Genomic DNA, 22561 nt, shown 5'->3' with positions numbered 1-22561 from the left:
TTTAATTCTCCAATTTCTTAATTTTTTCAGTAAATATCGTATTGAGTAACTGATAGATAATTTCTTGATTACCGGTACGGTAAATTTCTGTATAAAGATTACTTTCTATTATAGATTGACTGATTGCAGTCATTAACTCTCGAATTTCTTCTTTTTCTCCCATTTTTGTTAACATGACTAAAATTCGTCGAACACTCTCATTTTGATAGTTCATCGAAACTGCAGGTACTGAGTCAGTTAAATCCGCAATCAGAAACTGACTTTCTGTCACCGTATGAGATTGGGTATGAATTAGAGCTAGATTGGTATTTGGAATAGCCATTGGACTTAATTTAAAACGAGATAAAAGTTTATCAACGAGGTACTGACGATCGCCAACAAAATCCAAATCTTGCACAATTCTTTTAACAGATGATTCAAAATCTTTTGGGCTATCTAAAACAAACAGTTTGAAATGCTGTAATAGTTGACTAGAGGCTTCTAAGTATTTTTGTAAATCATAGGCCTGTTGTGGAATAAGATCGTGACGTCTAGAAATTGTCCGATGTTCCTGAATATCTTGAAGTGTTTTTTGTAAAGAGAGAATTTCTTGAGTATTGGGAAATGTAGAAATTAACTCAATGTCATGATTTGGAAGTGGCTTTGTCGTCAACCAATAATCATACTGGTTTCTGTCGATTTGAGATAAACTTGTTGTGCTTTTGACATCAATCAATTCAACGAAAGGGGCAATATTTTTGATTTTGGAAACCAAGACACTGACTGTCAAGGGACGTTCGTCGGTTACAAGTAAAAGCCGAATAGGATAAATATCTGGACTTCTTCTTAAACTGGAAGTAAAATGTAAGGTCACCAACTCATATTCAAATTCATTTTGCAGAAAGTGTGGAAAAATATCCTGCATAATCAAGCTGATCATATGATGTAAAAATTGATTTTGTTGGGTTTCTAAATAAGCGATAGGTAATCTCACTTGTTCAGGAAATAATATAGGAACAGCTAAACTTAGCCTTAGATGATTAAACAGTAATTTGAATAAAAGTTTATCTCGAAAAAAATCAATCTTTGTAAAACGTGAGACGGCATCAATTAGTTGAGACACACTATAGTAAAACTCACTATCAAATTTTTCTCTAAATAAAGGTACCTCTTGACGTTTAATAATTAACTCGTCAAGTAAATTTGCAAAATAAATAATCTCTTGTAAATTGTAAAACTTCTTGGTAGCTTTAGCCAAATCAGCAAAAATTTTCTGTGAAAAATCCAGAGCTTCCTTAGACACATTGACAGCTGTCAACAGTTCTTTTTGATTATCTGCTAAGCCTAATAGAATAATCAAAAATTGTTTCAACTTAGGATCAATCTCCCCTAGAGCCTGCTGATGTGTTTCAAAAGTAAGACGTGCCTGCTGAATTTGATGACAATCCAAGATTGAAAATCGACTATAGTTATCTTGCCAAAAATCCTGAATAGAAATCGCATTACTAAGGAGAATGGCTAAACAACGCCGTTTTTGAATAGTTGCCCCTTCAATTTGATAGCCTTTTTTCCGATGGATAGAAAGTTCAAACTCTTTAAGTCGCTTTTCAATTTCTGATATATCTTGAATCACTGTCACATTAGAAACACCAAAAAAATCTTGAAGTTCTTCATTGATAATAGGAGCTGAACTTGTCAGCAAACGATAAGTGGTTAAGATTAACCGTTCATGGCTATCATAAACGTCTATCGCTTGTAAATCAGATAACCGACTAACGTCTCCTATCAGATGATATTTTTTTCCTTCCTTGACAATTTTAATCTCTTGACTGGCTAAGGTGTCAGTTAGCTCCGATAGCGTTCGATAAACGGTTCTTGAGGAAACGTGTAAAATATCTGAGATTTCTTTCAATGAAAGCTTCCCTACTTGGAGGAAAGCTTTCACTAGTTGTTCTTCTCTTTTGGTTAGTAACATATTGTTTATTATACTATTTTTATCAAATTATTTGTGCATTCGCTCAACAATTTTATCATATTCTGGTGTTGTTACTAAACTATCTACAACTAAAAGTTGAGCATTTGGGGCAGCGGCTTGTACTTCTGACTGTTTAGCAATCGTTGTGACCACTAGAATATTTTTAGCATTATGCTCGTTTAATTCTCCATAAGGTACCGTAGCTACTGGAATTTGAATGCCTTTATTTTTGAAAATCGCTCGAAGAATTTCTTGTCCCATTGTGGCAGAACCTTGAGCCTTACCGTAAGCAAATACTACTTCATCGATATAATTTAAATCAACCTCTGATACTGACTCTACAGTGGTCACTTCATCTGTCATAAGATGCTGACCGGATAATTTTGCGATGATTTCATCATATTTTGGTGACGTTAGGAAGTTATCTACTGCCACATGAGCAGCACTTGGAGTTCGTTGTGCTGCACGAGCCGCCAATTCTTCTTGGGTAACGATGAGGACATTAGCTTCATCTGTTAAATTTGAAATAGCTTTATTGGTAACAGGAATCGTCAAGCCGGCTTTTTTGACTTTATCACGCAAGAGTGACGCTCCCATAGCTGAACTACCCATACCTGCATCGCAAGCAAAGATAATTTGTTTAACATTATCTGTTGAAATATCTGCTGAAATTGGTACTACTTGACCTTTAGCTTGAGCCTTAGCTGATTTTGTTGCTGCCTGAGCTTCAGCAAGTTTGTCATCATCTGATTTATCTGTTTTCAAAATAATTGAAGCAACTAAGAATGCCACAACTGCACCAACCAATACACCGGAAATAACTGAAAGATAGCTACCTTTTGCTGTCATTCCCAGAATGGCAATAATTGAACCTGGCGATGCAGCACCTGTCAAACCTGAACCTAATAGTTGATTCACAAAGGTACCAGACACCCCACCAGCAATAACAGCTAAAAACATCAAAGGTTTCATCATGACATAAGGGAAATAGATTTCATGAATCCCACCTAAGAAATGAATCACACTTGCTCCCCAAGATGATGATTTAGCAGATCCTTTACCAAATAGACCATAGGCAAGTAAGATACCTAAACCAGGACCAGGATTAGCCTCAATCAAAAAGAGAATAGATTTACCAGTTTTAGCTACTTGTTCTGCTCCCAATGGAGTGAAAATACCGTGGTTAATCGCATTATTCAAGAAGAGAATTTTTGCTGGCTCAACCAAAACATTAGCCAATGGTAGTAATTTTGCGTCAACAATAGCTTGTACGCCATTACCAATCCATTCAGTCAAGCTTGACACAATTGGCCCAACACCAAGATAAGCCAAAATAATTAAGACAAACCCAATCAAACCTGCTGAGAAATTGTTAACCAACATTTCAAATCCAGCACGAACTTTATGTTGGAAGCTCTCATCAAATTTTTTGATGCACCAACCACCAAGAGGTCCCATAATCATAGCACCAATAAACATTGGTACAGAAGCTCCTGCAATCGCTCCAAAAGTGGCAATGGCCCCTACAACTGCTCCACGTTGACCATGTACCATGTGGCCACCTGTATAACCAATTAAAAGTGGCAATAAATAAGTAATTGCTGGACCAACCATTGCACCAAGTTGTTCATTTGGTACCCAACCTGTTGGAATGAACAGTGAAGTCAAAACACCCCAAGCAATAAAGGCCCCGATATTTGGCATCACCATGTTTGATAAGGACGTACCGAGTTTTTGAACTCGAACTTTAAAAGAAGATTGTGTTTCCATGTCTTCTCCTTTCTTTTTTCTTGATAATCTTATTATACCGAACCCTTGATGACAAGCAAACTCAAATCTTGTCACTTTTTTTATGACAAATTAAAAAGAAATAGTATCATACACTATTTCTTTCATTTTATTAAAGCGAATCTTCTATCTAATCATCAGTCAGGGTAATCTTATCCTTTAGAAAGGCAAATTCATCTGGAACCGTAGGCGTTTCGTCAACTGATTCTGATTGGTCGTTCATTTTTTCTTGTCGGTGTTTCTGAGCAAATTCCTGTCGAATTTGATTAAATTCTGATCGAGGAACCGCTAAAATTTGGGGAGAAAAGCCTGCCGCTTGACTCATAATATTACCAAACATCAAATTTAAGTCATTTCTTTTCATCACCTGTTCAGCATTGAAAGCCGCGTCAAATGCTAAAATCGCATGGTCTGCATTGGCTAAAACAGGTTCAGAACCTAATAACAGGGCACGTTCTTGAGCCGATAGACTCTCTAATATTTCCTGCCAAGCTCCCTTCAACGCTTCCAAATATTGACGCGATTGCTGACTATTTTCTACCGTTTCAGTCATAATCGTTATGATTTTAGTCTTATCAACCTTGAAAGTTGATAAAGGCAGTTTTTGTGGCGAAGGTGTACTAGTTTTCACTTGTCCTTTAACAATGTCAACTTTCAACTGAGCTAGCTCTCGACGTAATTGTGCGACTTCTTCTTGAAGTTTTGAGAAGACTTCTTTTTTTTCTACACTAGGCAGTTCTTGAGCCAAACGAATGGTCATCATTTCAGCATAAATTTTAGGATGAGAGCTGGTTTTTATCTGTTGCAAACTGTCAGTTACTTGTTCAATCATGGCAAAAAGACGGGAATTGCTCAATTGCAAATTAGCTTGAAAACGTTCACTAACCATGCCTAAATCCTGACCTTGCTTAACCAAGAGTAAATCCCTAAGATAACCTAATAAATCAGTTGCCAATCTTGTCATACTCTTTCCTTGATCAAAAATGGCTTCTAGTTTTGATAGAGCTGTTAGGCCATCACCTTTAGCTAGATTGGCGACATAGTCATCTAAGGCCAAAAGAGAAATGCTACCTGTTATCTCCTCTGCTACAGATAAGGTCAAGCCCTGACTATCACTCAAACTCAAGGCTTGATCCAAAATAGACAAGGCATCCCTCATACCACCTTCTGCTCTTTTAGCAATCATTTCAAGTGCCAAGGGGTCATACTCAAGGTTTTCCTTAGCCAAAATCATAGCCAAATGCTGGCTGATGTCCTGACTTTTGATTGACTTAAATTCAAAACGTTGAACACGCGATAAAATCGTCGCAGGAATCTTATGCAATTCAGTTGTTGCTAAAATAAACACCACTTGTTCAGTCGGCTCTTCCAAGGTTTTCAAAAGTGCATTGAAAGCACCTGTTGACAGCATGTGGACTTCATCAATGATATAAACCTTGTAACTAGCTCGACTAGGAGCATAGGTTGATTTATCTCGAATGTCACGAATTTCATCGACACCATTGTTTGAAGCAGCGTCAATTTCAATAACATCTTCCAAATTCCCTTTTGTAATATCTCGGCAAATATCACATTGATTACATGGCTCTCCCTCAATCTGATTTGGACAGTTCATCGCCTTGGCAAAAATCTTCGCAGCACTAGTTTTACCTGTTCCTCTTGGGCCAGAAAATAGATAGGCATGGCTGATTTTTCCAGTAGCAACAGCTTGCTTTAAGGCTGTTGATACAACTTCTTGCCCCACCATTTCAGCAAAGGTTTGGCTACGATATTTGCGATAAAGGGCTTGATACATTAAGCTTTTTCTCCAAACATTGCAAAATTCCACTCCGTTTTAGCCAAGAGAATATCGATAAATTTTGCCAAATATTCTTGATCTACTTGATCATAATCTGCAATTTCGTGAGAATCTAAATCTAAAACACCTAATAATTGACCATCTTTGACCATAGGTAAAACAATCTCACTCATAGCCGCTGAATCACAAGCGATATAATTTTCGTGTTCTTTAACATTATCAACAATAAGTGTCTCTCGTTTCTCTGCCGACTCCCCACAAACTCCCTTGCCCATCGCAATACGAGTACAAGATACTTTGCCTTGGAAAGGTCCTAAAATCAATTCTTTGCCATCGTAAAGATAAAAACCAGTAAAAACAGAGTTAGGTAAAGTTTGCATTAACATAGCAGACGCATTTGATAAATTAGCAAGGACATTATTTTCTGTATCAAATAATAGGTTAGCTTGAGCTAAAAACAGATCGTAATTTTCTTTTTTAACTTGATTTTCCATGTTCTCTCCTTTTTTATTCTGCGAGAATACTTGCAATTTTCGTATTGATCACATCAATAGCTACCACATTTGACACTCCTTCTGGAATGACAATATCTGCGTAACGTTTGGTTGGCTCAATAAATTGATGATACATTGGTTTAACCACACCAGTATATTGCTCAATAATACTATCTAGACTTCTTCCACGTTCTTGCATGTCTCTCTTGATACGACGAATAATACGAATATCATCATCGGTATCAACAAATAGTTTAATGTCCATTAAATCACGCAGACGCTTATCTTCAAGTACTAGAATCCCTTCAACAATCAAGACATCTCTAGGTTCTTGACAATAGGTTTCTTCACTCCGAGTATGCTTGGTATAATCATAAATTGGAATATCTACTGATTCTCCCTGAGATAAAGCTGCTAAATGATCAATTAACAAATCCGTATCAAAAGCTAAAGGATGATCGTAATTCGTTTTAATTCTTTCTTCAAAGGTTAAATGACTTTGATCTTTATAATAAGAATCATGTTGAATCATAGCCACTTTAGCATCTGGAAAATTCTCTAAAATAGCATTAGAAACACTGGTTTTACCACCACCTGAACCGCCTGTCACACCAATGATAATTGTCTTTTTTTTCATGTCTTCTCCATCTCTACACTAAAATCTTTCTCTCTATTTTATCAAAAATCATGATATAATAAAAGAAACAAAATAGAAAAATAAGGATTTTTACATGATTGATACTTTCCCACCTAGTTGGCAAAAGCAAATCCATTCACTCGGTTTCACTCAACTTACTCCTATCCAAGAACAAGCTTTTTCCCCTATCCAAGAAGGACAAAATTTGTTGTTAGTTAGCCCGACTGGTACTGGCAAAACCTTGGCTTATTTATTGCCTAGTTTACTTAAATTACAGCCTAAAAAAAGCCAACAATTGTTGATTTTGGCTCCTAATACAGAACTGGCTGGACAGATTTTTGACGTGACTAAAACTTGGGCGGAACATCTCAACTTAACAACTCAACTCTTTATTTCAGGCTCTAGCCAAAAACGGCAGATTGAACGATTAAAAAAAGGACCAGAAATTCTTATTGGTACCCCTGGTCGCATTTTTGAGTTGATTAAATTGAAAAAGATTAAAATGATGTCAGTGGATACTATTATCTTAGATGAGTTTGACCAATTATTAGGCGATTCCCAAGAACATTTTGTTCAAAAAATTACGCATTATGTTCCGAAAACACACCAATTAGTTTATGTTAGTGCCACACAAGCTATTGAAGAAAGTAAGTTGATTGAAAACACACTTACCTTAGATTTATCTCAACAAAAACTTAATACGATTGAGCACTATTATTTGACAGTAGATAAACGGCAACGTTTAGATACCCTCCGAAAATTTGCCAATATTCCTAATCTTCGTGGTTTAGTTTTTTTCAATAACCTAGCAGATTTAGGAGCAGCTGAAGAACGTTTGCAATTCTCTGGAGCTAGTGTGGTATCACTTGCAAGTGACATCAACGTCAAATTCCGTAAGACCATTCTTGAAAAATTCAAAAATAGCGAGCTTTCTTTATTACTTGCTACCGACTTGGTTAGTCGAGGAATTGATATTGACGCATTAGAATTAGTGATTAACTATGACGTTCCTAGACAAAGAGAAGATTATACCCATCGAGCAGGTCGAACAGGACGCATGGGGAAAAAAGGGATGGTCATTACCTTAATTAGTCATCCAGAAGACTTGAAAAAACTGAAGAAATTTACAAGGGTTCAAGAAGTGATTCTAAAAAATCAAGAATTACACATTAAATAAAAAAACAATCATGACATGAAGTCATGATTGTTTTTTTAATAACCATATAAATCACTTATGGTGACAAATTTATAACCTTGCTCCGTTAAATAATCTAAAACGGCAGGCAATGCTTCAATGGTCGTTTGGTGAATGTCATGCATCAGAATCACACTACCAGGCTCTAAACCATTTTTTACATTTTCTAAAATCATGCTCGGATTTCGATTTTGCCAATCGTAAGTATCGATTGTCCACATCACTGGTGGAAGTTTCAAGGCTGCCTTAACCAGATCATTATCAGCCCCATAAGGCGGGCGGACGAGTTTAGTGCCCTCTCCGACAATATCTTTTACGGCATTACTGGTTTCATCTACAGAAGCCTTGATTTGCTCAAAGGTCATTTGGCTAAGATTGCTATGATCCCAACTGTGATTACCAATCTCATTGCCTAATTTTTTCATTCGTTTGAGAAGCTGTTCATTTCCAGCGATATTTTTACCAACAAGGAAAAAGGTCGCCTTAGCCTTGTATTTTTCTAAAAGGTCTAAAGTTTTAGCTGTCAATTCAGCATTTGGTCCATCATCAAAGGTTAAAGCAACAATTTTTTCAGTAAATACTCTATTTTCTTTTTGATATTGTTGATAAGCTGCTAAATCTTTTTCATTTAGGTAATTACTATTGATGACATCATAGAGATTTTTCAAAGGAATTTTAGTATCATTTGTCAAAATCAAATGCCCTTGCTGATAAGAAAATTCTTCTGTTTCCGAAATCTGCATGTCTTTTTCTGGATACAAAGTCGCTAATTCTTCATTTAAGCGCTCTAGTCCTTTATTACTATCTGTAAACAGTTGACCAATCTGGAACATCTCATGTTCACTATTTATTTGATAAGTTTCCAAGTCTTGTTCTTGACGATTTTTAACACCAAAAGCACCTATATCATAGCTCACCTGTTTAATAGTTAACTCTTTAACATTTTTTAATTGAGTCTCTTTAGCGACTGGGTAAACCAAGGTTAACTTAGGATTTTTCTTGTCATTTGGTAAAGTTTTTTGATCAAGCAAAAGAGTTTGATAAACAGAGGTTCCTTTTTTTGTCGGACTGAGATAATAAACTGGATTAATTTTGTCTTTATTTTGTTCAACAAGTTGAATGGGTAAACTTTTACTTGCTTCAGCTTTTTCCGTGTTAACGGCTTGGTTAATGGAATAATTAACTGTCCAAGTAAAAACAGCGTTCCATATTAGCAAACCAGCTAATAAACCTAAAGAACTCACAAGAGCCATATCCAAATATTTTTTCATCTACTTTTCCTTCTAAATATCCTCTTTATTCTTTTATTCGTCAAACTCCTTCCTTATGATAAACATTAGTTTATTGAATATCAAAAACGACTGATTTGACTTGAGTCATTGCTTCAATGGAATACTTGACTCCTTGTACACCTGCACCAGATTTTTTCGCCCCAAGGAATGGAAAATTATCTGTTCCACGTTGTGTTTTATTGTTAATATGAACTGTACCAACCTCAAGTTGTTCAGCAATTGCAAAGGCTTGAGGGTAGTTTTGAGTAAAGACAGAAGCTTGTAGCCCATATTCTGATTCATTTGATAAAGCAATAGCCTCTTCAACAGTTGATACACGAATGATTGGTAATACTGGTCCAAAAGGCTCTTCCCAAGCCAAACGCATTTCTCTTGTAACGTTATCAAACAAAACTGGCGTAATCAAATTACCTTCACGTTTAAATTCAGTGAGAGCCTTAGCTCCTTTATTGGCTGCATCTTCAACTAAACCTTGAATAAAGTCAGCAGAAGCCGTATCAATCAATGGTGTGATGTCTGCATCTTCTTCTGGCATCCCCACACTTAATTGTTCCACTTCTGTTTTAATTAGAAAAGCTAATTGGTCAGCCACACTGTCTATAACCATAACACGTTTAACTGCCGTACAACGTTGACCAGAATAACCAAAAGCACCTGAAACAATGTGTTTAGCTGCTAATTCCAAATCGGCATCTTCTAAAACAATGGCAGAGTCTTTACCACCCAATTCAAGCATGATTGGGCGCATACCTGCCAAACGACCAATTCGCTCACCAACTGGGGTAGATCCTGTAAAGTTAATAAAATTAACTGCTGGGTGTTCAACAATATAATCACCTATTTCTGACCCACGACCTGTGATGGTGTTAAATACACCTGCTGGTAAACCAGCTTCAACAAATGCTTCAGCTAGAAGAAGACCTGAAATAGAGCCTTGTGTTGGTGGTTTGAACATTACAACATTTCCAGCAATCAAAGCCGGTGCAATTTTGGAACCAGCCAAATTAACAGGATAATTAAACGGTGAGATGGCTAAGACAAGACCAACTGGTTCACGACGAACCATAGCAATTTTTTTCTTACTTGCTGCTTCAAAACTACCGCCTTCCAAGACTTCGCCAGATAGACGAACTCCTTCTTCTGCGGCATAACGAATAATATCAGCCGTACGTACTACCTCACTGATAGCTGCCTTGTAGCCTTTAGCAACTTCTTTAGATAAGATTGCACCAATCTTTTCTTGATCACGAACCAAAATATCTGCAACTTTATGAAGATAGGCTGCTCGTTCAACATAAGATAAACTACGCCAAGCTGGTAGTGCTTCACGAGCTTTGGCCATAGCTTGATCTACTTCTGTCTGGCTCATAGCAGGAACTGTACCTAGAGATTCATTGGTTGCTGGAGCAAAAATCTCAATTTCATTTTCAGAAAGTTTCCACTCGCCATTGACATAATTTTTATATTGTTTTGACATCATTGTCTCCTTTTAGTCATACTACTACCATTATAAAACTTTTTTGATTTGTTTTCAAAAAATAAAATTATGTTTCCTATTTAATGTAAAAAAGTTTAGTTCTAAATTGAGAACTAAACTTTTATAAATTTAAGACTAGTCAAAATTGACATATTCTTTTTCCAAAGCAAGTACTTCTTCTGCTGTTGAACATTCAGTCAAAGCACGACGAGCATATTCTTGCATTTTGCTTGTATCAAGTTTCTTCATCAAGCTACGTGTGCGAAGAACAGAAGTTGCACTCATCGAGAACTCATCTAATCCCATACCAACAAGAAGTGGAACAGCTTGTTGATCACCTGCCATCTCACCACACATACCTGCCCATTTACCTTCAGCGTGAGCTGCCTTGATGACATTGTCAATCAAACGAAGAATTGATGGGTTGTAAGGTTGGTATAGATAAGATACTTGTTCATTCATACGGTCAGCAGCCATAGTGTATTGAATCAAGTCGTTTGTTCCGATTGAGAAGAAATCAACTTCTTTAGCAAATTGATCAGCTAACATCGCTGCCGCTGGAATCTCAATCATGATACCAACTTGAATATCATCAGCAACTGCCACACCTTCTGCTAGCAAGTTAGCTTTTTCTTCATCAAATACTGCTTTAGCTGCACGGAATTCTTTCAGTAAAGCAACCATTGGGAACATGATGCGTAATTGACCATGAACTGAGGCACGAAGAAGGGCACGAATTTGCGTACGGAACATAGCATCGCCCGTTTCAGAAATTGAGATACGAAGAGCACGAAAACCAAGGAATGGGTTCATTTCTTTTGGTAGGTCAAAGTAAGGTAATTCCTTATCACCACCAATATCCATGGTACGAACAACGACAGGTTTACCATTCATGCCTTCAAGTACAGCCTTATAGGCTTCGTACTGCTCATCTTCTGATGGGAAATCTTGAGAATCCATATATAAGAATTCTGTACGGTAAAGCCCAACTGCTTCTGCACCATTATCATTGACACCTTCAACATCTTTTGGTGTACCGATATTTGCTGCCAACTCAAAGTGCTTACCATCTGCAGTAACAGTCTGAGCGTCTTTCAAAAGAGCCCACTCTGCTTTTTGTTTAGCATAGGCTTCACCAGCCGCCTTAAAGTCAGCGATTTCTTGTTCACTTGGATTGATAACCACTTCACCAGTGATACCATTAACCGCCAAAACATCACCATCTTTAACAAGTTCAGTAATATTGTTAGTTCCTAGTACCGCTGCAATTTCAAGTGTACGAGCCATAATCGCAGAGTGACTTGTACGTCCACCAATATTGGTTACAAAAGCTTTAACGAATTTCTTATCAAGCTGAGCTGTATCTGATGGCGTCAAATCATGAGCGATAACAATCGATTCTTCAGCAATTGTTGCTGGATTTGGTAATTTAACACCAAGAAGATGTGAAAGAACACGTTTTGCCACATCACGAATATCTGCAGCACGTTCTTGCATGTATGGGTTGTCTTCCATACCTTCAAAAATCATGATGAACATGTCCGTCACTTCTTTTAGACCTGCTTCTGCATTAACTTGCTTAGCACGAATCGTTTCTTTAATCTGACCAATCATTTCTGGGTCAGCAAGAACCATCAGGTGAGCATCGAAAACTGCTGCCGCTTCTTCTCCTAGGCTATCTACTGCTTTTTCACGGATAAGAGAAAGCTCGTTTTGTGAAGCTTCAAGAGCTGCATCTAAACGAGCCTCCTCTGCACTTGTATCTGAAACAGTTACTGTTTCAAATGATAAATCCGGTTGAACCAGTAAATATGCCTTAGCAACAGCAACACCATCAGAGGCAGCAATTCCTTTTAGCATATTTGTCATTTTGATTATACCAAACCTTCTTTTGTCATTGTTTCTTCGATAGCAACAAGAGCTTCATCAGCATCTGCACCTTCAGCTGAAATTGTTACATCTGCACCTTGACCAACACCAAGACTCATAACACCCATGATTGATTTAAGGTTTACTGCTTTACCTTTGTAATCAAGTGTAATATCTGAAGCAAATTTGCTAGCTGCTTGAACAAGCAAAGTTGCTGGACGAGCGTGAATACCTGTTTCTGCCACAATGTGGAAATCTTTTGAAGCCATAATGGTTCTCCTTTAATTATTACTAAAATTTCAGATTATCTATGATAACCCTTACAAAAAAATTATAGCACATTGCTATTTTTTTATCAAGTAGAAAAAGCAAATTATCACCTTAAAATGAAATATTTTCCATTCTTTTACAAGGTATTTTTTCAAAAATCATAACCTTTGCTAGCAATAAGCATAGCAACGAGAAAACACTATATCTTGTGCCTGTTTATCTCTCCAACCACAAGATAAGCCAAAAACATCAATTTTCCTAGTTGATTTTTATTTTTTTTTTAGGTATGATATTAAAGTGCTATTACACCTAACAGAAAGGAATCAATAACATGGCTAAAATTACTGTTTTTTCTAAAAATAATTGCATGCAATGTAAAATGACCAAACGTTTTCTTGAAGAAGCTGGAGCTGATTTTGAAGAAATCAATATTGAAGAACATCCTGAGAAAGTTGACTATGTCAAAAGTCTAGGTTTTACTGCTGCTCCTGTAATCGAATCTGGAGATGTTGTTTTTTCTGGTTTCCAACCTGAAAAATTAAAAACTCTACTATGATGCAGTTAGTCTTTTATTCACTGACAGGCCAGTGCCAACGTTTCGTCAAAAAGCTAGGCTTGGAGCAAGTTGCTCTTGAATTAAGTGTAACCACTCCTCTTCCTACTGTTGATACTCCCTTTATTCTTTTAGTTCCTAGTTATGACCAGGGAGATGTTGAAGTGGTTGATGAGTTTTTAGCTGACAACTATCTTCATTGTAAAGGAGTTATTGGTTCTGGTAATCGTAATTTCGGTCCCGATTTTTGTAAAACAGCCCGACGCTATGCTCAAACCTATCAACTACCGCTTTTATACGAATTTGAATTTAATGGTACCGAGCAAGATGTCGATTATGTAAAAGGAATATTATCCCATGAGTCTTAAAAACCTTACTGATGTTTCTTATTTTCGATTAAATAATGAAATCAATCGTCCCATCAACGGACAAATCCCCCTCCACAAAGATAAGGAAGCCTTGAAAGCATTTTTCAAGGAAAATGTTCTACCAAATACCATGACTTTTGCAAGCATGACTGAGAAAATTACTTATCTTTTAGCACATGATTATCTTGAAGAAGGCTTTATCAAAAAATATCAGCCTGAGTTTATTGAAAAGCTCGCTCAAGAATTGAAAGAACAAAACTTCCGCTTCCAGTCCTTTATGGCAGCCTATAAGTTTTATCAACAGTATGCTTTAAAAACAAATGATGGTGATTATTATTTAGAAAGCATTGAAGACCGTGTGCTGTTCAATGCCCTTTATTTTGCTGATGGACAAGAAGAGTTAGCTCGTGACTTGGCGATGGAAATGATTCATCAACGTTATCAACCGGCAACACCAAGTTTTTTGAATGCTGGTCGTAGTCGCCGTGGTGAATTGGTGTCTTGTTTCTTGATTCAAGTCACGGATGACATGAACTCAATTGGACGTTCAATCAACTCGGCTTTGCAACTTTCTCGTATTGGTGGTGGGGTTGGAATTTCTCTTAGCAATCTTCGTGAAGCTGGTGCGCCGATCAAAGGATTTGCTGGTGCAGCTAGTGGTGTCGTGCCTGTCATGAAATTGTTTGAAGATAGTTTTTCTTACTCTAATCAACTTGGTCAACGACAAGGAGCTGGTGTTGTCTATCTCGATGTCTTTCATCCAGATATTCTTAACTTCCTTTCAACCAAAAAGGAAAATGCTGACGAAAAAATTCGTGTCAAAACATTATCTTTGGGCATTACTGTCCCAGATAAATTTTACGAATTAGCTCGTAAAAATGAAGAGATGTATCTATTTAGTCCTTATTCTATTGAACGTGAATATGGGGTGCCATATAGCTACATTGACATCACAGAAAAGTATGATGAATTAGTTGCCAATCCTAAGATTAACAAGACGAAAATCAAGGCGCGTGATTTGGAAACTGAGATTTCTAAACTACAACAAGAATCTGGCTATCCTTATATCATCAATATTGATACTGCCAACAAGACCAGTGCCATTGACGGTAAAATCATTATGAGCAATCTCTGTTCGGAGATTTTACAAGTACAAACACCGAGCGAAATTAACGATTCCCAAGAATTTGTCAAAATGGGAACTGATATTTCATGTAACCTTGGTTCAACCAATGTCTTAAATCTAATGACATCTTCTGATTTTGGTCGCTCAGTGCGTACTATGACTCGAGCCTTGACTTTTGTCACTGACGCATCAAGTATCGAAGCCGTGCCAACTATTAAACATGGTAATGAACAAGCCCATACTATTGGTTTAGGTGCAATGGGGCTACATAGTTATTTTGCCCAACACCACATGGAATATGGTAGCCCAGAATCAATTGAATTTACCCATATTTATTTCATGTTATTGAATTATTGGACCTTGGTTGAGTCTAATGCCATTGCCAAGGAACGTGATCTTACTTTCAATAATTTTGAGCAATCGGCTTACGCTGACGGTAGTTATTTTGATAAATATATCACTGGTCAATTTGTGCCAAAATCTGACCAAGTTAAAGAACTCTTTTCTGGTCACTTTATCCCACAGGCTGAAGATTGGCAGGCACTGAAAAAAGCGATTATGGCTGACGGTCTCTATCATCAAAATCGTTTAGCTGTGGCTCCTAACGGCTCAATCAGCTATATCAATGATTGTTCTGCGTCTATTCATCCGATTACGCAACGTATTGAAGAACGTCAAGAAAAGAAAATTGGTAAAATCTACTACCCTGCTAGCGGGCTTTCAACCGATACCATTCCTTATTACACGTCTGCTTACGATATGGACATGCGTAAAGTGATTGATGTCTATGCTGCTGCTACAGAGCATGTGGACCAAGGTCTTTCGATGACACTCTTTATGCGGAGCGAAATTCCACTTGACCTTTATGAATGGAAAACAGAAACCAAACAGACCACTCGTGATCTTTCTATTCTCCGTCATTACGCGTTCAATAAGGGAATTAAATCGATTTACTATATTAGAACCTTCACAGACGATGGCGAAGAAGTCGGATCAAACCAATGTGAAAGTTGTGTCATTTAAAAAGGAGTTTGTCATGAGCTATTATAATGCAATTAACTGGAATGAGATTGAAGATTCGGTTGATAAATCAACTTGGGAGAAATTGACCGAGCAATTTTGGTTGGATACACGAATTCCTTTATCAAATGACCTGGATGATTGGCGTAAACTGTCAGCGGTTGAAAAAGATTTAGTTGGAAAAGTCTTTGGTGGCTTGACCCTTCTTGATACGGTTCAATCTGAAAGCGGCATGTCTGCTCTAAAAAAAGATGTCAGAACCCCACATGAAGAGGCTGTGCTTAATAACATTGAATTTATGGAATCTGTCCATGCCAAGTCCTACTCATCTATCTTCTCGACCCTTAACACCAAGTCAGAAATTGAAGAAATCTTTGCTTGGGTAGCTGAAAATCCCTTCTTACAGAAAAAGGCTGAGATTGTCAATGAGATTTACAAAAATGGCAGTCCTTTGGAGAAAAAAGTTGCCAGTGTTTTCCTAGAAACCTTCCTTTTCTACTCAGGATTTTTCACTCCCCTTTACTATCTTGGAAATAATAAATTACCCAATGTGGCTGAGATTATCAAGCTGATTATCCGTGATGAATCTGTTCACGGAACTTACATCGGTTATAAATTCCAACTTGGTTTCAATGAACTAAGCGAATCAGAACAAGAAAATCTGAAAAATTGGATGTATGACCTGCTTTATACCCTTTATGAAAATGAGGCAAATTATACCGAGTACCTTTACGATGCTGTTGGCTGGACTGAAGAAGTTAAAACGTTCTTGCGTTACAATGCCAATAAAGCTCTCATGAATCTGGGACAAGAACCACTCTTTCCAGACACAGCTAATGATGTCAATCCGATTGTCATGAATGGTATCTCAACAGGAACCAGTAACCATGATTTCTTTAGTCAAGTCGGCAATGGCTATCTGCTAGGAACGGTGGAAGCTATGAAAGATGAAGATTATTTGATTGGATTAGATTAAAATTAAAAAGAGCCAACAAAGGCTCTTTTCTTCTCTAAACAACAAAACTCCTTGAATGATTCAAGGAGTTTTGTTTATACTAAGCCTGCAAGCAGACCTCTCACAAATTCTTCTGAATTAAATTGCCCAATATCATCAATTTTTTCGCCAAAACCAATAAATTTAACTGGAATGTCTAATTCTTCGCGAATAGCCAAGACCACACCCCCTCGGGCTGTTCCATCTAACTTGGTTAAAATCAAACCAGTCAAAGGTGTCATTTTTGAAAATTCCTTGGCTTGACTCAGGGCATTTTGACCTGTTGACGCATCCAGTGCTAAAAGGGTTTCATGTGGGGCATCTGGAAGAACACGTTTAATAATTCGTCCCATTTTTTCCAATTCTGCCATCAGATTATCCTTGTTTTGTAAACGTCCTGCAGTATCAATCAATAAAATATCAACGTCTTGGTCAATGGCTTGTTCCATACCATCATAAACCACACTAGCTGGATCTGATTTTTCTTTTCCTGTCACCACTGGAACATTAACACGTTTCCCCCATTCTACTAGTTGGGCAACTGCACCTGCACGGAAAGTATCGGCTGCCACCAACATGACTTTTTTACCTTCTTCCTGGTATTTGTAAGCTAATTTACCTATCGAGGTAGTTTTTCCGACCCCATTCACCCCAACAAACATCATGACGGTTAAGCCTTCTTGCAAGTTGATTTTTTCCTTAAATTGCCCATCTTTTTCATAGATGTCAACCAACTTTTCAATAATGACACGTCGTAGAGCTTCTGGTTTCTTGGCCTTTTCCAATTTAGCTTCAAAGCGTAGCTCCTCTACTAAATTGGTCGCTACTTTTACCCCAACATCTGAAAGAATTAAGAGTTCTTCTAGTTCCTCAAAAAATTCCTCATCTACCTGACGAAATTGAGCAAAAAAACTATTTAATTTTGCTCCAAAACCAGTCCTAGTCTTAGCCAGAGTACGCTCATACTTTTGACTTTCTGTCTCAGATTCGGTCACTATCAATGACGGCTTTTCTTCACTAGGTTGATCCTCTTCTACTACATCAAGTGCTGTCTGATTATCCGTAGCTTTGCTTGAGCTTAGCTCATCGTCAACCACTTCTGTTGCTTCTTGAGATGAATTTTCTTGCTTAGATGATGTACTTACTTCTGTTACTAGACTATTGGTATCATCTTGAATTTGTTCTTGCTCTTTTTCTGCAAATTCTTGACGTAGACGGGCCAACTTGGCCATCACATCTTCTGTTTCCGCTGGTGTTTCTGCTACAACATCCTCTTGGATAGTTTCATCCATGTTTGGCACGTCTTCTTGATAATTGCTACCAAATAATCGATCAAATAATCCCATTATTGTTTTCCTTTCAAAATATAGGTTTCAACAGCTTCAGCCACCCCTGATTCTTCATTAGTCTTGGTTGTGACATGATTGGCTTTAACCTTAACTACTTGACTAGCATTGGCCATGGCAATTCCTAGACCTGCCCAGGTTAGCATGGTCAAATCATTTTCTTCATCCCCCATAGCCATCACTTGATCGGAACTTAAACCTAAATGTTTAGTTAAATGTTCCAAACCAATTGCTTTATGGATGCCTTTTGGCATGATTTCAAAAACAATATCGCGTGACTTAAAGAGTTCAAATCGTTCTGACAAATCTGCTGGCAAGTGCTTAATCTGCTGATCCAAGACACTTTGCTCACAAACAGACACGACTTTATTAATGACAACATCTTCTGGTAGATCAGCAAGGCTTTCAATTGAAATAAATTCCAACATTGGATTTGCCGTAGGATAAAGTGTCTGACGTGTGGCACTAGATAAACTATAGACAGTGCCACCACTTAAAATATCCATAGGTAAATCTAAGTCCATCAAGGCTTGATAGATAACGGGTAAATCATTTCTTGTTAAGCCACTCTTTGCTAAAATTTTCCCTGTATTGCTTTGAACCAAACCACCATTAAAGGTAATGCTATACTCATTTTCCCCCAATAAATCAAGTTCAGTCAAGAGATGTTCGATGGCCTTTAAGGGACGCCCTGTCGTGATAACAACCTTGACTCCTAACTCTCTTGCTGCCTTTAGGGCTTCGTGATTAGCTTGAGTGACTTCTTTCTTACTGGTCAAAAGAGTGCCATCTAAATCCAAAGCTAATAATTTAATGTTTGTCATCTTCTCTTCCTTTCTACTTGCTCATCATCGTTTCTGCTTCAGTTAGTTTGACAGAAACTAACTTGGAAACACCCGATTCCTGCATGGTAACCCCATAAATACTATCTGCTGCAGCCATGGTGCCTTTACGATGAGTAACAACAATAAACTGACTTGATTTGTCAAAACGGTTAAGGTAGTCACCAAAACGTTTAACGTTAGCCTCATCCAAGGCTGCTTCCACTTCATCTAAGATAACAAAAGGAATGGTTTTGACTCGAATAATCGCAAAAAGCAGAGCTAGGGCGGTGAGTGCTTTCTCACCACCACTCATCAGGTTCAGTGATTGGATTTTTTTTCCAGGTGGTTGAACCGAAATATCAATACCAGCCGTCAGCAAATCGTCTTCCGTCAGTAATAAATCACTACGACCACCACCAAACATCTGCTTAAAGGTTTGGTGAAAACTATGGCGAATAGCCTCAAATGTCTCTCTGAATCGCTCTTTCACCTCGTCATTCATTTCCTTAATCGTATCAGTTAATAGGGTTTTAGCTTCCATTAAATCAGCTTTTTGTTCTGAAAGAAAAGCCAATCGTTGAGAAATCTCTTCAAATTGTTGAATGGCTTCTAGATTGATTGGGCCTAACTGTTTGATTTGTCGTATCAAATCAGCCAATATCTGCCTTGCCTCAACCACATTATCGAGAGGCTGACTAATTTTTTGAGCTTCTTCAAAACTGATTTGATAATCTTCTGCCAAACTCTTGGCTAGTTGACGTAACTTATCAGAGTAATGTTCAATGGTTAATTCCAATTGCGTCTGTTGGCGAATTAGCCCTTCATGTTGTTGATTGATCTTGGTTAATTGTACGGCCACTTCTTCTAAACTAGCTTCACAATCTTCTAAATTTAACTTTAAGCGAATAATTGCTTGTTCTGTTTCTTCTTTTCGATGACAAGCCTGATCTAAATCTGTTCTTAACTGCTCTAGTTTCTCTGGATTGAGTTTTTGTGTTTTACCACTAAGTTGTCCTTGAAGTTTCAATAATTCAGTGGTCACTTGCTCCAAATCAGCTAACAATCGTTTATAATCCTCTTGTTCAAATCTCAAAGTATTGAGCAAATCACGTTCAGCCAGTCTTGCTGCTGCCACTTGTTCAGTCAGATCATCTAATTGTTTTTGCACATGATTTCGATTTTCTTTAATCTGTTCTAATTGTCTAGAAAGGGCTTGCTTGCTCTCAGCTAGCTCTGATAAATCAGTTTTTAATAATGATTCTTTTTCTTCTAAAGATACTAAATAATCTTGATTCGTAATGGCATCGACATCACCCACAATTTGAGTCAGTTCTTGATGGCGTTTAATGAACTGCTCTAACTCCAATTGAGCTTTTTGATGCCCCAAGCGTGCTTGTTCTCCCTCTTCTTTAATCAGTTGAAGTTCTTCAGTTAAGGTTGACAAGTTCTCCTTAGCTTGTTTCAATTGTTCTTCTTTAAGAACGAGTTCTTCTTTTTGCTGCTTGATTTTTTGGGCTAATTGTTCTAATTCTGGTTTGATAAAAGTCATATTATTTTGACGCTGCGCCCCCCCAGCAAAAGAACCGCCAGATCTTAATTCTGTGCCATCCAATGTTACTAGACGCACTTGATAATGGGTAAGTCTGGCTGCTTGATTGGCTTGAACAATCGTTTCAAAAATAGCAGTTGCCCCTAAAAGATTTGCAAAAATATTGGCTAGATTGGACTCATAGACCACTAAATCATTAGCAAAACCTAAAAATCCTGGGCTTTGACGTAAGGTTTGTTCATGTTGTGGAGCAGGCTTTCTCCCCTTAATCGTTGTTAAAGGCAAAAAGGTAGCTCGTCCTTGACGACTTGTTTTCAAGGCTTCAATAGAGCGTTTTGCAGCTTGTTCATCAGCCACAATAATATGCTGGCTACTAGCTCCCAAGGCAACTTCTATGGCAGTTTGATAAGTTAACTCAAAACTAACATGCTCACTAACTGCTCCAATAATTCCACCTAAACGATCTGCCTGCTGCAAGACATACTTAACTCCTGCATAAAAATTACTATGATTTTTTAAGATACTAGTCAAACTTGATTGACGAGCTTCCTTAGCTTTAAGTTGGTCTAAGAGAGCAAAAAAGCTAGTTTGCTCTTTTTCATAACATACTTTTTTTTGATCCAACTCTTGAGTTAAGACTTGATAACGATTACGAAGCTCTGTTAAATGGTGCTCTTGTTTCGTTAACTTAGTTTGAGCATTAGTTTTCGCAATTTCTACTTCCTTTAATTCCTGACTTAATTTATCTAATTCAGCTGATTTTTGTTGAGAAATTTGAGTTTGACTAGCCCTTTCAGCTTGCAATGCTGTTAAATCATTAGACAAGTCTGCTTCTTTCTCTAGTAAACCAACAAACTCTTCCCGCAGATTTTCTATCAATTGATCTGGACTTATCGCATATTGTTCCTGTTGGTTAACTAGCTTATGCAATTCAGCTTGCTTAATTGTTAAGTTTTGTTTTAATTTGGTAATTAAGGCTCGTTTGTCATCAATCTGTTCTTGTAGCTGACCTTGTTGTTTCGTTAATTTGTCTGTTTGTTCTTGAAGTTGTTCTTTTTGTATGGTTTGCTGACTCTGTTCTAATTGAGCCAAATCAAGTTGACCTTCTAAATGTGAAGTCAGACGTGTCAATTCTACCAAATTATCTTGAAGCTGGTCTTGCTTTCTTGAAAGGGACTGACGCTTGTCTTTCTTTGTCGAATAATCAGCCTCTAGTTCTTCTCTTTCTTGATAATAAACGGCTAACTGATTTTGAACCTTTTCTAACTCACTTTGGGTATGAGTTAAATCCTGCTTGTAAGTAGAAACATCAGCAACCAATAAATCTAATTGAACTTGTTTACGCTTTTCATCCAGACCTAAGAATGCTTTGGCCACCTCAGCTTGCTTACCTAGTGGTTTGACTTGCAAGTCTAATTCATAAATAATATCATCCAAGCGATCCAAATTATCTTGAGTTTGGTTAAGTTTTTGCTCGGTTTCTTTTTTCCGTGTTTTATATTTCAAAACACCTGCAGCTTCTTCAAAAATGGCACGACGTTCTTCGGGCTTGCTATTAAAAATAGCTTCCACTCGTCCTTGTGAGATAATGGAAAAAGAATCACGTCCAAGACCTGTATCCATAAACAGATCATGAATATCACGCAGACGAACCTTTTTACCATCAATGAGATAGTCACTATCACCATTACGATAAAGCTGACGCTCAATGCGGATTTCTTGACCAGCATCAGCAATAAAACCATCTTGGTTATCTAAAATCACAGCGACTTGAGCATAATTTAAGGCATGACGATTCTCTGTTCCTGCAAAAATCACATCGGGCATCTTGCCACCACGCAAACTTTTAGCACTCGATTCACCTAAGGCCCATCGCAAACTTTCTGTAATGTTACTTTTACCCGAACCATTTGGTCCGACAATAGCAGTAACACCTTGGTCAAATTCAATCTTGGTCTTGTCAGCAAAAGACTTAAAGCCTTGCATTTCAATTGCTTTTAAAAACAT

Annotated in this window: 17 protein-coding genes; 5 read left to right on the top strand and 12 right to left on the bottom strand. The window is 37.4% G+C overall.

Translation table 11 applies throughout. The features are described from left to right. Position 1 precedes the first annotated feature (1 nt). The 5 genes from FRX52_RS01595 to udk form a co-directional block, all read right to left on the bottom strand. Positions 2-1963, bottom strand: a complete 1962-nt coding sequence (locus FRX52_RS01595) for a BglG family transcription antiterminator (protein ID WP_261378948.1) — start codon at positions 1961-1963, stop codon at positions 2-4. 18 nt (positions 1964-1981) lie between these two features. Beyond that, a complete protein-coding gene (locus tag FRX52_RS01590) occupies positions 1982-3724 on the bottom strand; it encodes a PTS mannitol-specific transporter subunit IIBC (RefSeq protein WP_146538255.1) in 1743 nt (580 codons plus the stop codon). Positions 3725-3872: 148 nt separating this feature from the next. Beyond that, positions 3873-5537, bottom strand: a complete 1665-nt coding sequence (dnaX, locus tag FRX52_RS01585; protein ID WP_146538254.1) for a DNA polymerase III subunit gamma/tau — start codon at positions 5535-5537, stop codon at positions 3873-3875. Beyond that, complete coding sequence (locus tag FRX52_RS01580; RefSeq protein ID WP_146538253.1) at positions 5537-6034, bottom strand: GAF domain-containing protein; 498 nt, start codon at positions 6032-6034, stop codon at positions 5537-5539. Before FRX52_RS01580 ends, dnaX begins: the two co-directional genes overlap by 1 nt. 13 nt (positions 6035-6047) lie before the next feature. After that, a complete protein-coding gene (gene udk / locus FRX52_RS01575) occupies positions 6048-6671 on the bottom strand; it encodes a uridine kinase (protein WP_146495269.1) in 624 nt (207 codons plus the stop codon). A 94-nt stretch (positions 6672-6765) separates the two neighbouring features. Between udk and FRX52_RS01570 the strand changes: the two genes are divergently transcribed. After that, positions 6766-7848: a DEAD/DEAH box helicase gene (locus FRX52_RS01570; protein ID WP_146538252.1), complete on the top strand. Its 1083-nt coding sequence runs from the start codon at positions 6766-6768 to the stop codon at positions 7846-7848. Between the two features lie 35 nt (positions 7849-7883). Here the strand turns inward: FRX52_RS01570 and FRX52_RS01565 are convergent, their stop codons facing one another. From FRX52_RS01565 to FRX52_RS01550, 4 genes are all read right to left on the bottom strand, one after another. After that, positions 7884-9137 (bottom strand): polysaccharide deacetylase family protein, encoded by a 1254-nt coding sequence (locus FRX52_RS01565; protein WP_146538251.1) that lies wholly within the window; start codon positions 9135-9137, stop codon positions 7884-7886. A gap of 70 nt (positions 9138-9207) precedes the next feature. Beyond that, positions 9208-10635: an NADP-dependent glyceraldehyde-3-phosphate dehydrogenase gene (locus FRX52_RS01560; RefSeq protein ID WP_146538250.1), complete on the bottom strand. Its 1428-nt coding sequence runs from the start codon at positions 10633-10635 to the stop codon at positions 9208-9210. Positions 10636-10770: 135 nt separating this feature from the next. Beyond that, complete coding sequence (gene ptsP, locus FRX52_RS01555) at positions 10771-12504, bottom strand: phosphoenolpyruvate--protein phosphotransferase (RefSeq protein ID WP_146460339.1); 1734 nt, start codon at positions 12502-12504, stop codon at positions 10771-10773. Between the two features lie 5 nt (positions 12505-12509). Beyond that, positions 12510-12773: a phosphocarrier protein HPr gene (locus FRX52_RS01550; protein ID WP_146460337.1), complete on the bottom strand. Its 264-nt coding sequence runs from the start codon at positions 12771-12773 to the stop codon at positions 12510-12512. A gap of 332 nt (positions 12774-13105) precedes the next feature. On the opposite strand from FRX52_RS01550, the gene nrdH reads away from it, so the two are divergent. The 4 genes from nrdH to nrdF are packed head-to-tail and all read left to right on the top strand — an operon-like array spanning position 13106 to position 16817. Beyond that, positions 13106-13330, top strand: coding sequence for a glutaredoxin-like protein NrdH (gene nrdH / locus FRX52_RS01545; protein ID WP_146495259.1), 225 nt, complete (start codon positions 13106-13108; stop codon positions 13328-13330). Next, positions 13327-13695, top strand: coding sequence for a class Ib ribonucleoside-diphosphate reductase assembly flavoprotein NrdI (gene nrdI, locus FRX52_RS01540; RefSeq protein ID WP_261378943.1), 369 nt, complete (start codon positions 13327-13329; stop codon positions 13693-13695). Before nrdH ends, nrdI begins: the two co-directional genes overlap by 4 nt. After that, positions 13685-15844, top strand: coding sequence for a class 1b ribonucleoside-diphosphate reductase subunit alpha (gene nrdE, locus FRX52_RS01535; protein WP_146538249.1), 2160 nt, complete (start codon positions 13685-13687; stop codon positions 15842-15844). The genes nrdI and nrdE overlap by 11 nt, the downstream gene beginning before the upstream one ends. Positions 15845-15857: 13 nt before the next feature. Further along, complete coding sequence (nrdF, locus tag FRX52_RS01530) at positions 15858-16817, top strand: class 1b ribonucleoside-diphosphate reductase subunit beta (protein WP_146495252.1); 960 nt, start codon at positions 15858-15860, stop codon at positions 16815-16817. Positions 16818-16891: 74 nt separating this feature from the next. On the opposite strand, the gene ftsY is transcribed toward nrdF, so the two are convergent. The 3 genes from ftsY to smc are packed head-to-tail and all read right to left on the bottom strand — an operon-like array spanning position 16892 to position 22561. Then, a complete protein-coding gene (gene ftsY / locus FRX52_RS01525; RefSeq protein WP_146538248.1) occupies positions 16892-18181 on the bottom strand; it encodes a signal recognition particle-docking protein FtsY in 1290 nt (429 codons plus the stop codon). Then, positions 18181-19005, bottom strand: coding sequence for a Cof-type HAD-IIB family hydrolase (locus FRX52_RS01520; RefSeq protein ID WP_146538247.1), 825 nt, complete (start codon positions 19003-19005; stop codon positions 18181-18183). Before FRX52_RS01520 ends, ftsY begins: the two co-directional genes overlap by 1 nt. Before the next feature lie 13 nt (positions 19006-19018). Further along, positions 19019-22561 carry a chromosome segregation protein SMC gene (gene smc, locus FRX52_RS01515; protein WP_146538246.1) on the bottom strand — a complete coding sequence of 1181 codons (3543 nt, stop codon included), beginning with the start codon at positions 22559-22561 and terminating at the stop codon, positions 19019-19021.

This window comes from Streptococcus sp. sy018 (genome assembly GCF_007859185.1).
GTDB lineage: Bacteria > Bacillota > Bacilli > Lactobacillales > Streptococcaceae > Streptococcus.
The sequence above is the reverse complement of the archived record's forward strand: the minus strand, read 5'-3'. Positions and strand labels throughout refer to the sequence as shown.

Excerpts from the sequence above, each read along its gene's own strand:
- FRX52_RS01590 (WP_146538255.1), bottom strand. The coding sequence starts at position 3,724 with ATGGAAACACAATCTTCTTTTAAAGTTCGAGTTCAAAAACTCGGTACG.
- dnaX (WP_146538254.1), bottom strand. The coding sequence starts at position 5,537 with ATGTATCAAGCCCTTTATCGCAAATATCGTAGCCAAACCTTTGCTGAA.
- FRX52_RS01580 (WP_146538253.1), bottom strand. The coding sequence starts at position 6,034 with ATGGAAAATCAAGTTAAAAAAGAAAATTACGATCTGTTTTTAGCTCAA.
- udk (WP_146495269.1), bottom strand. The coding sequence starts at position 6,671 with ATGAAAAAAAAGACAATTATCATTGGTGTGACAGGCGGTTCAGGTGGT.
- FRX52_RS01570 (WP_146538252.1), top strand. The coding sequence starts at position 6,766 with ATGATTGATACTTTCCCACCTAGTTGGCAAAAGCAAATCCATTCACTC.
- FRX52_RS01565 (WP_146538251.1), bottom strand. The coding sequence starts at position 9,137 with ATGAAAAAATATTTGGATATGGCTCTTGTGAGTTCTTTAGGTTTATTA.
- FRX52_RS01560 (WP_146538250.1), bottom strand. The coding sequence starts at position 10,635 with ATGTCAAAACAATATAAAAATTATGTCAATGGCGAGTGGAAACTTTCT.
- ptsP (WP_146460339.1), bottom strand. The coding sequence starts at position 12,504 with ATGACAAATATGCTAAAAGGAATTGCTGCCTCTGATGGTGTTGCTGTT.
- FRX52_RS01550 (WP_146460337.1), bottom strand. The coding sequence starts at position 12,773 with ATGGCTTCAAAAGATTTCCACATTGTGGCAGAAACAGGTATTCACGCT.
- nrdH (WP_146495259.1), top strand. The coding sequence starts at position 13,106 with ATGGCTAAAATTACTGTTTTTTCTAAAAATAATTGCATGCAATGTAAA.
- nrdI (WP_261378943.1), top strand. The coding sequence starts at position 13,327 with ATGATGCAGTTAGTCTTTTATTCACTGACAGGCCAGTGCCAACGTTTC.
- nrdE (WP_146538249.1), top strand. The coding sequence starts at position 13,685 with ATGAGTCTTAAAAACCTTACTGATGTTTCTTATTTTCGATTAAATAAT.
- nrdF (WP_146495252.1), top strand. The coding sequence starts at position 15,858 with ATGAGCTATTATAATGCAATTAACTGGAATGAGATTGAAGATTCGGTT.
- ftsY (WP_146538248.1), bottom strand. The coding sequence starts at position 18,181 with ATGGGATTATTTGATCGATTATTTGGTAGCAATTATCAAGAAGACGTG.
- FRX52_RS01520 (WP_146538247.1), bottom strand. The coding sequence starts at position 19,005 with ATGACAAACATTAAATTATTAGCTTTGGATTTAGATGGCACTCTTTTG.
- smc (WP_146538246.1), bottom strand. The coding sequence starts at position 22,561 with ATGTTTTTAAAAGCAATTGAAATGCAAGGCTTTAAGTCTTTTGCTGAC.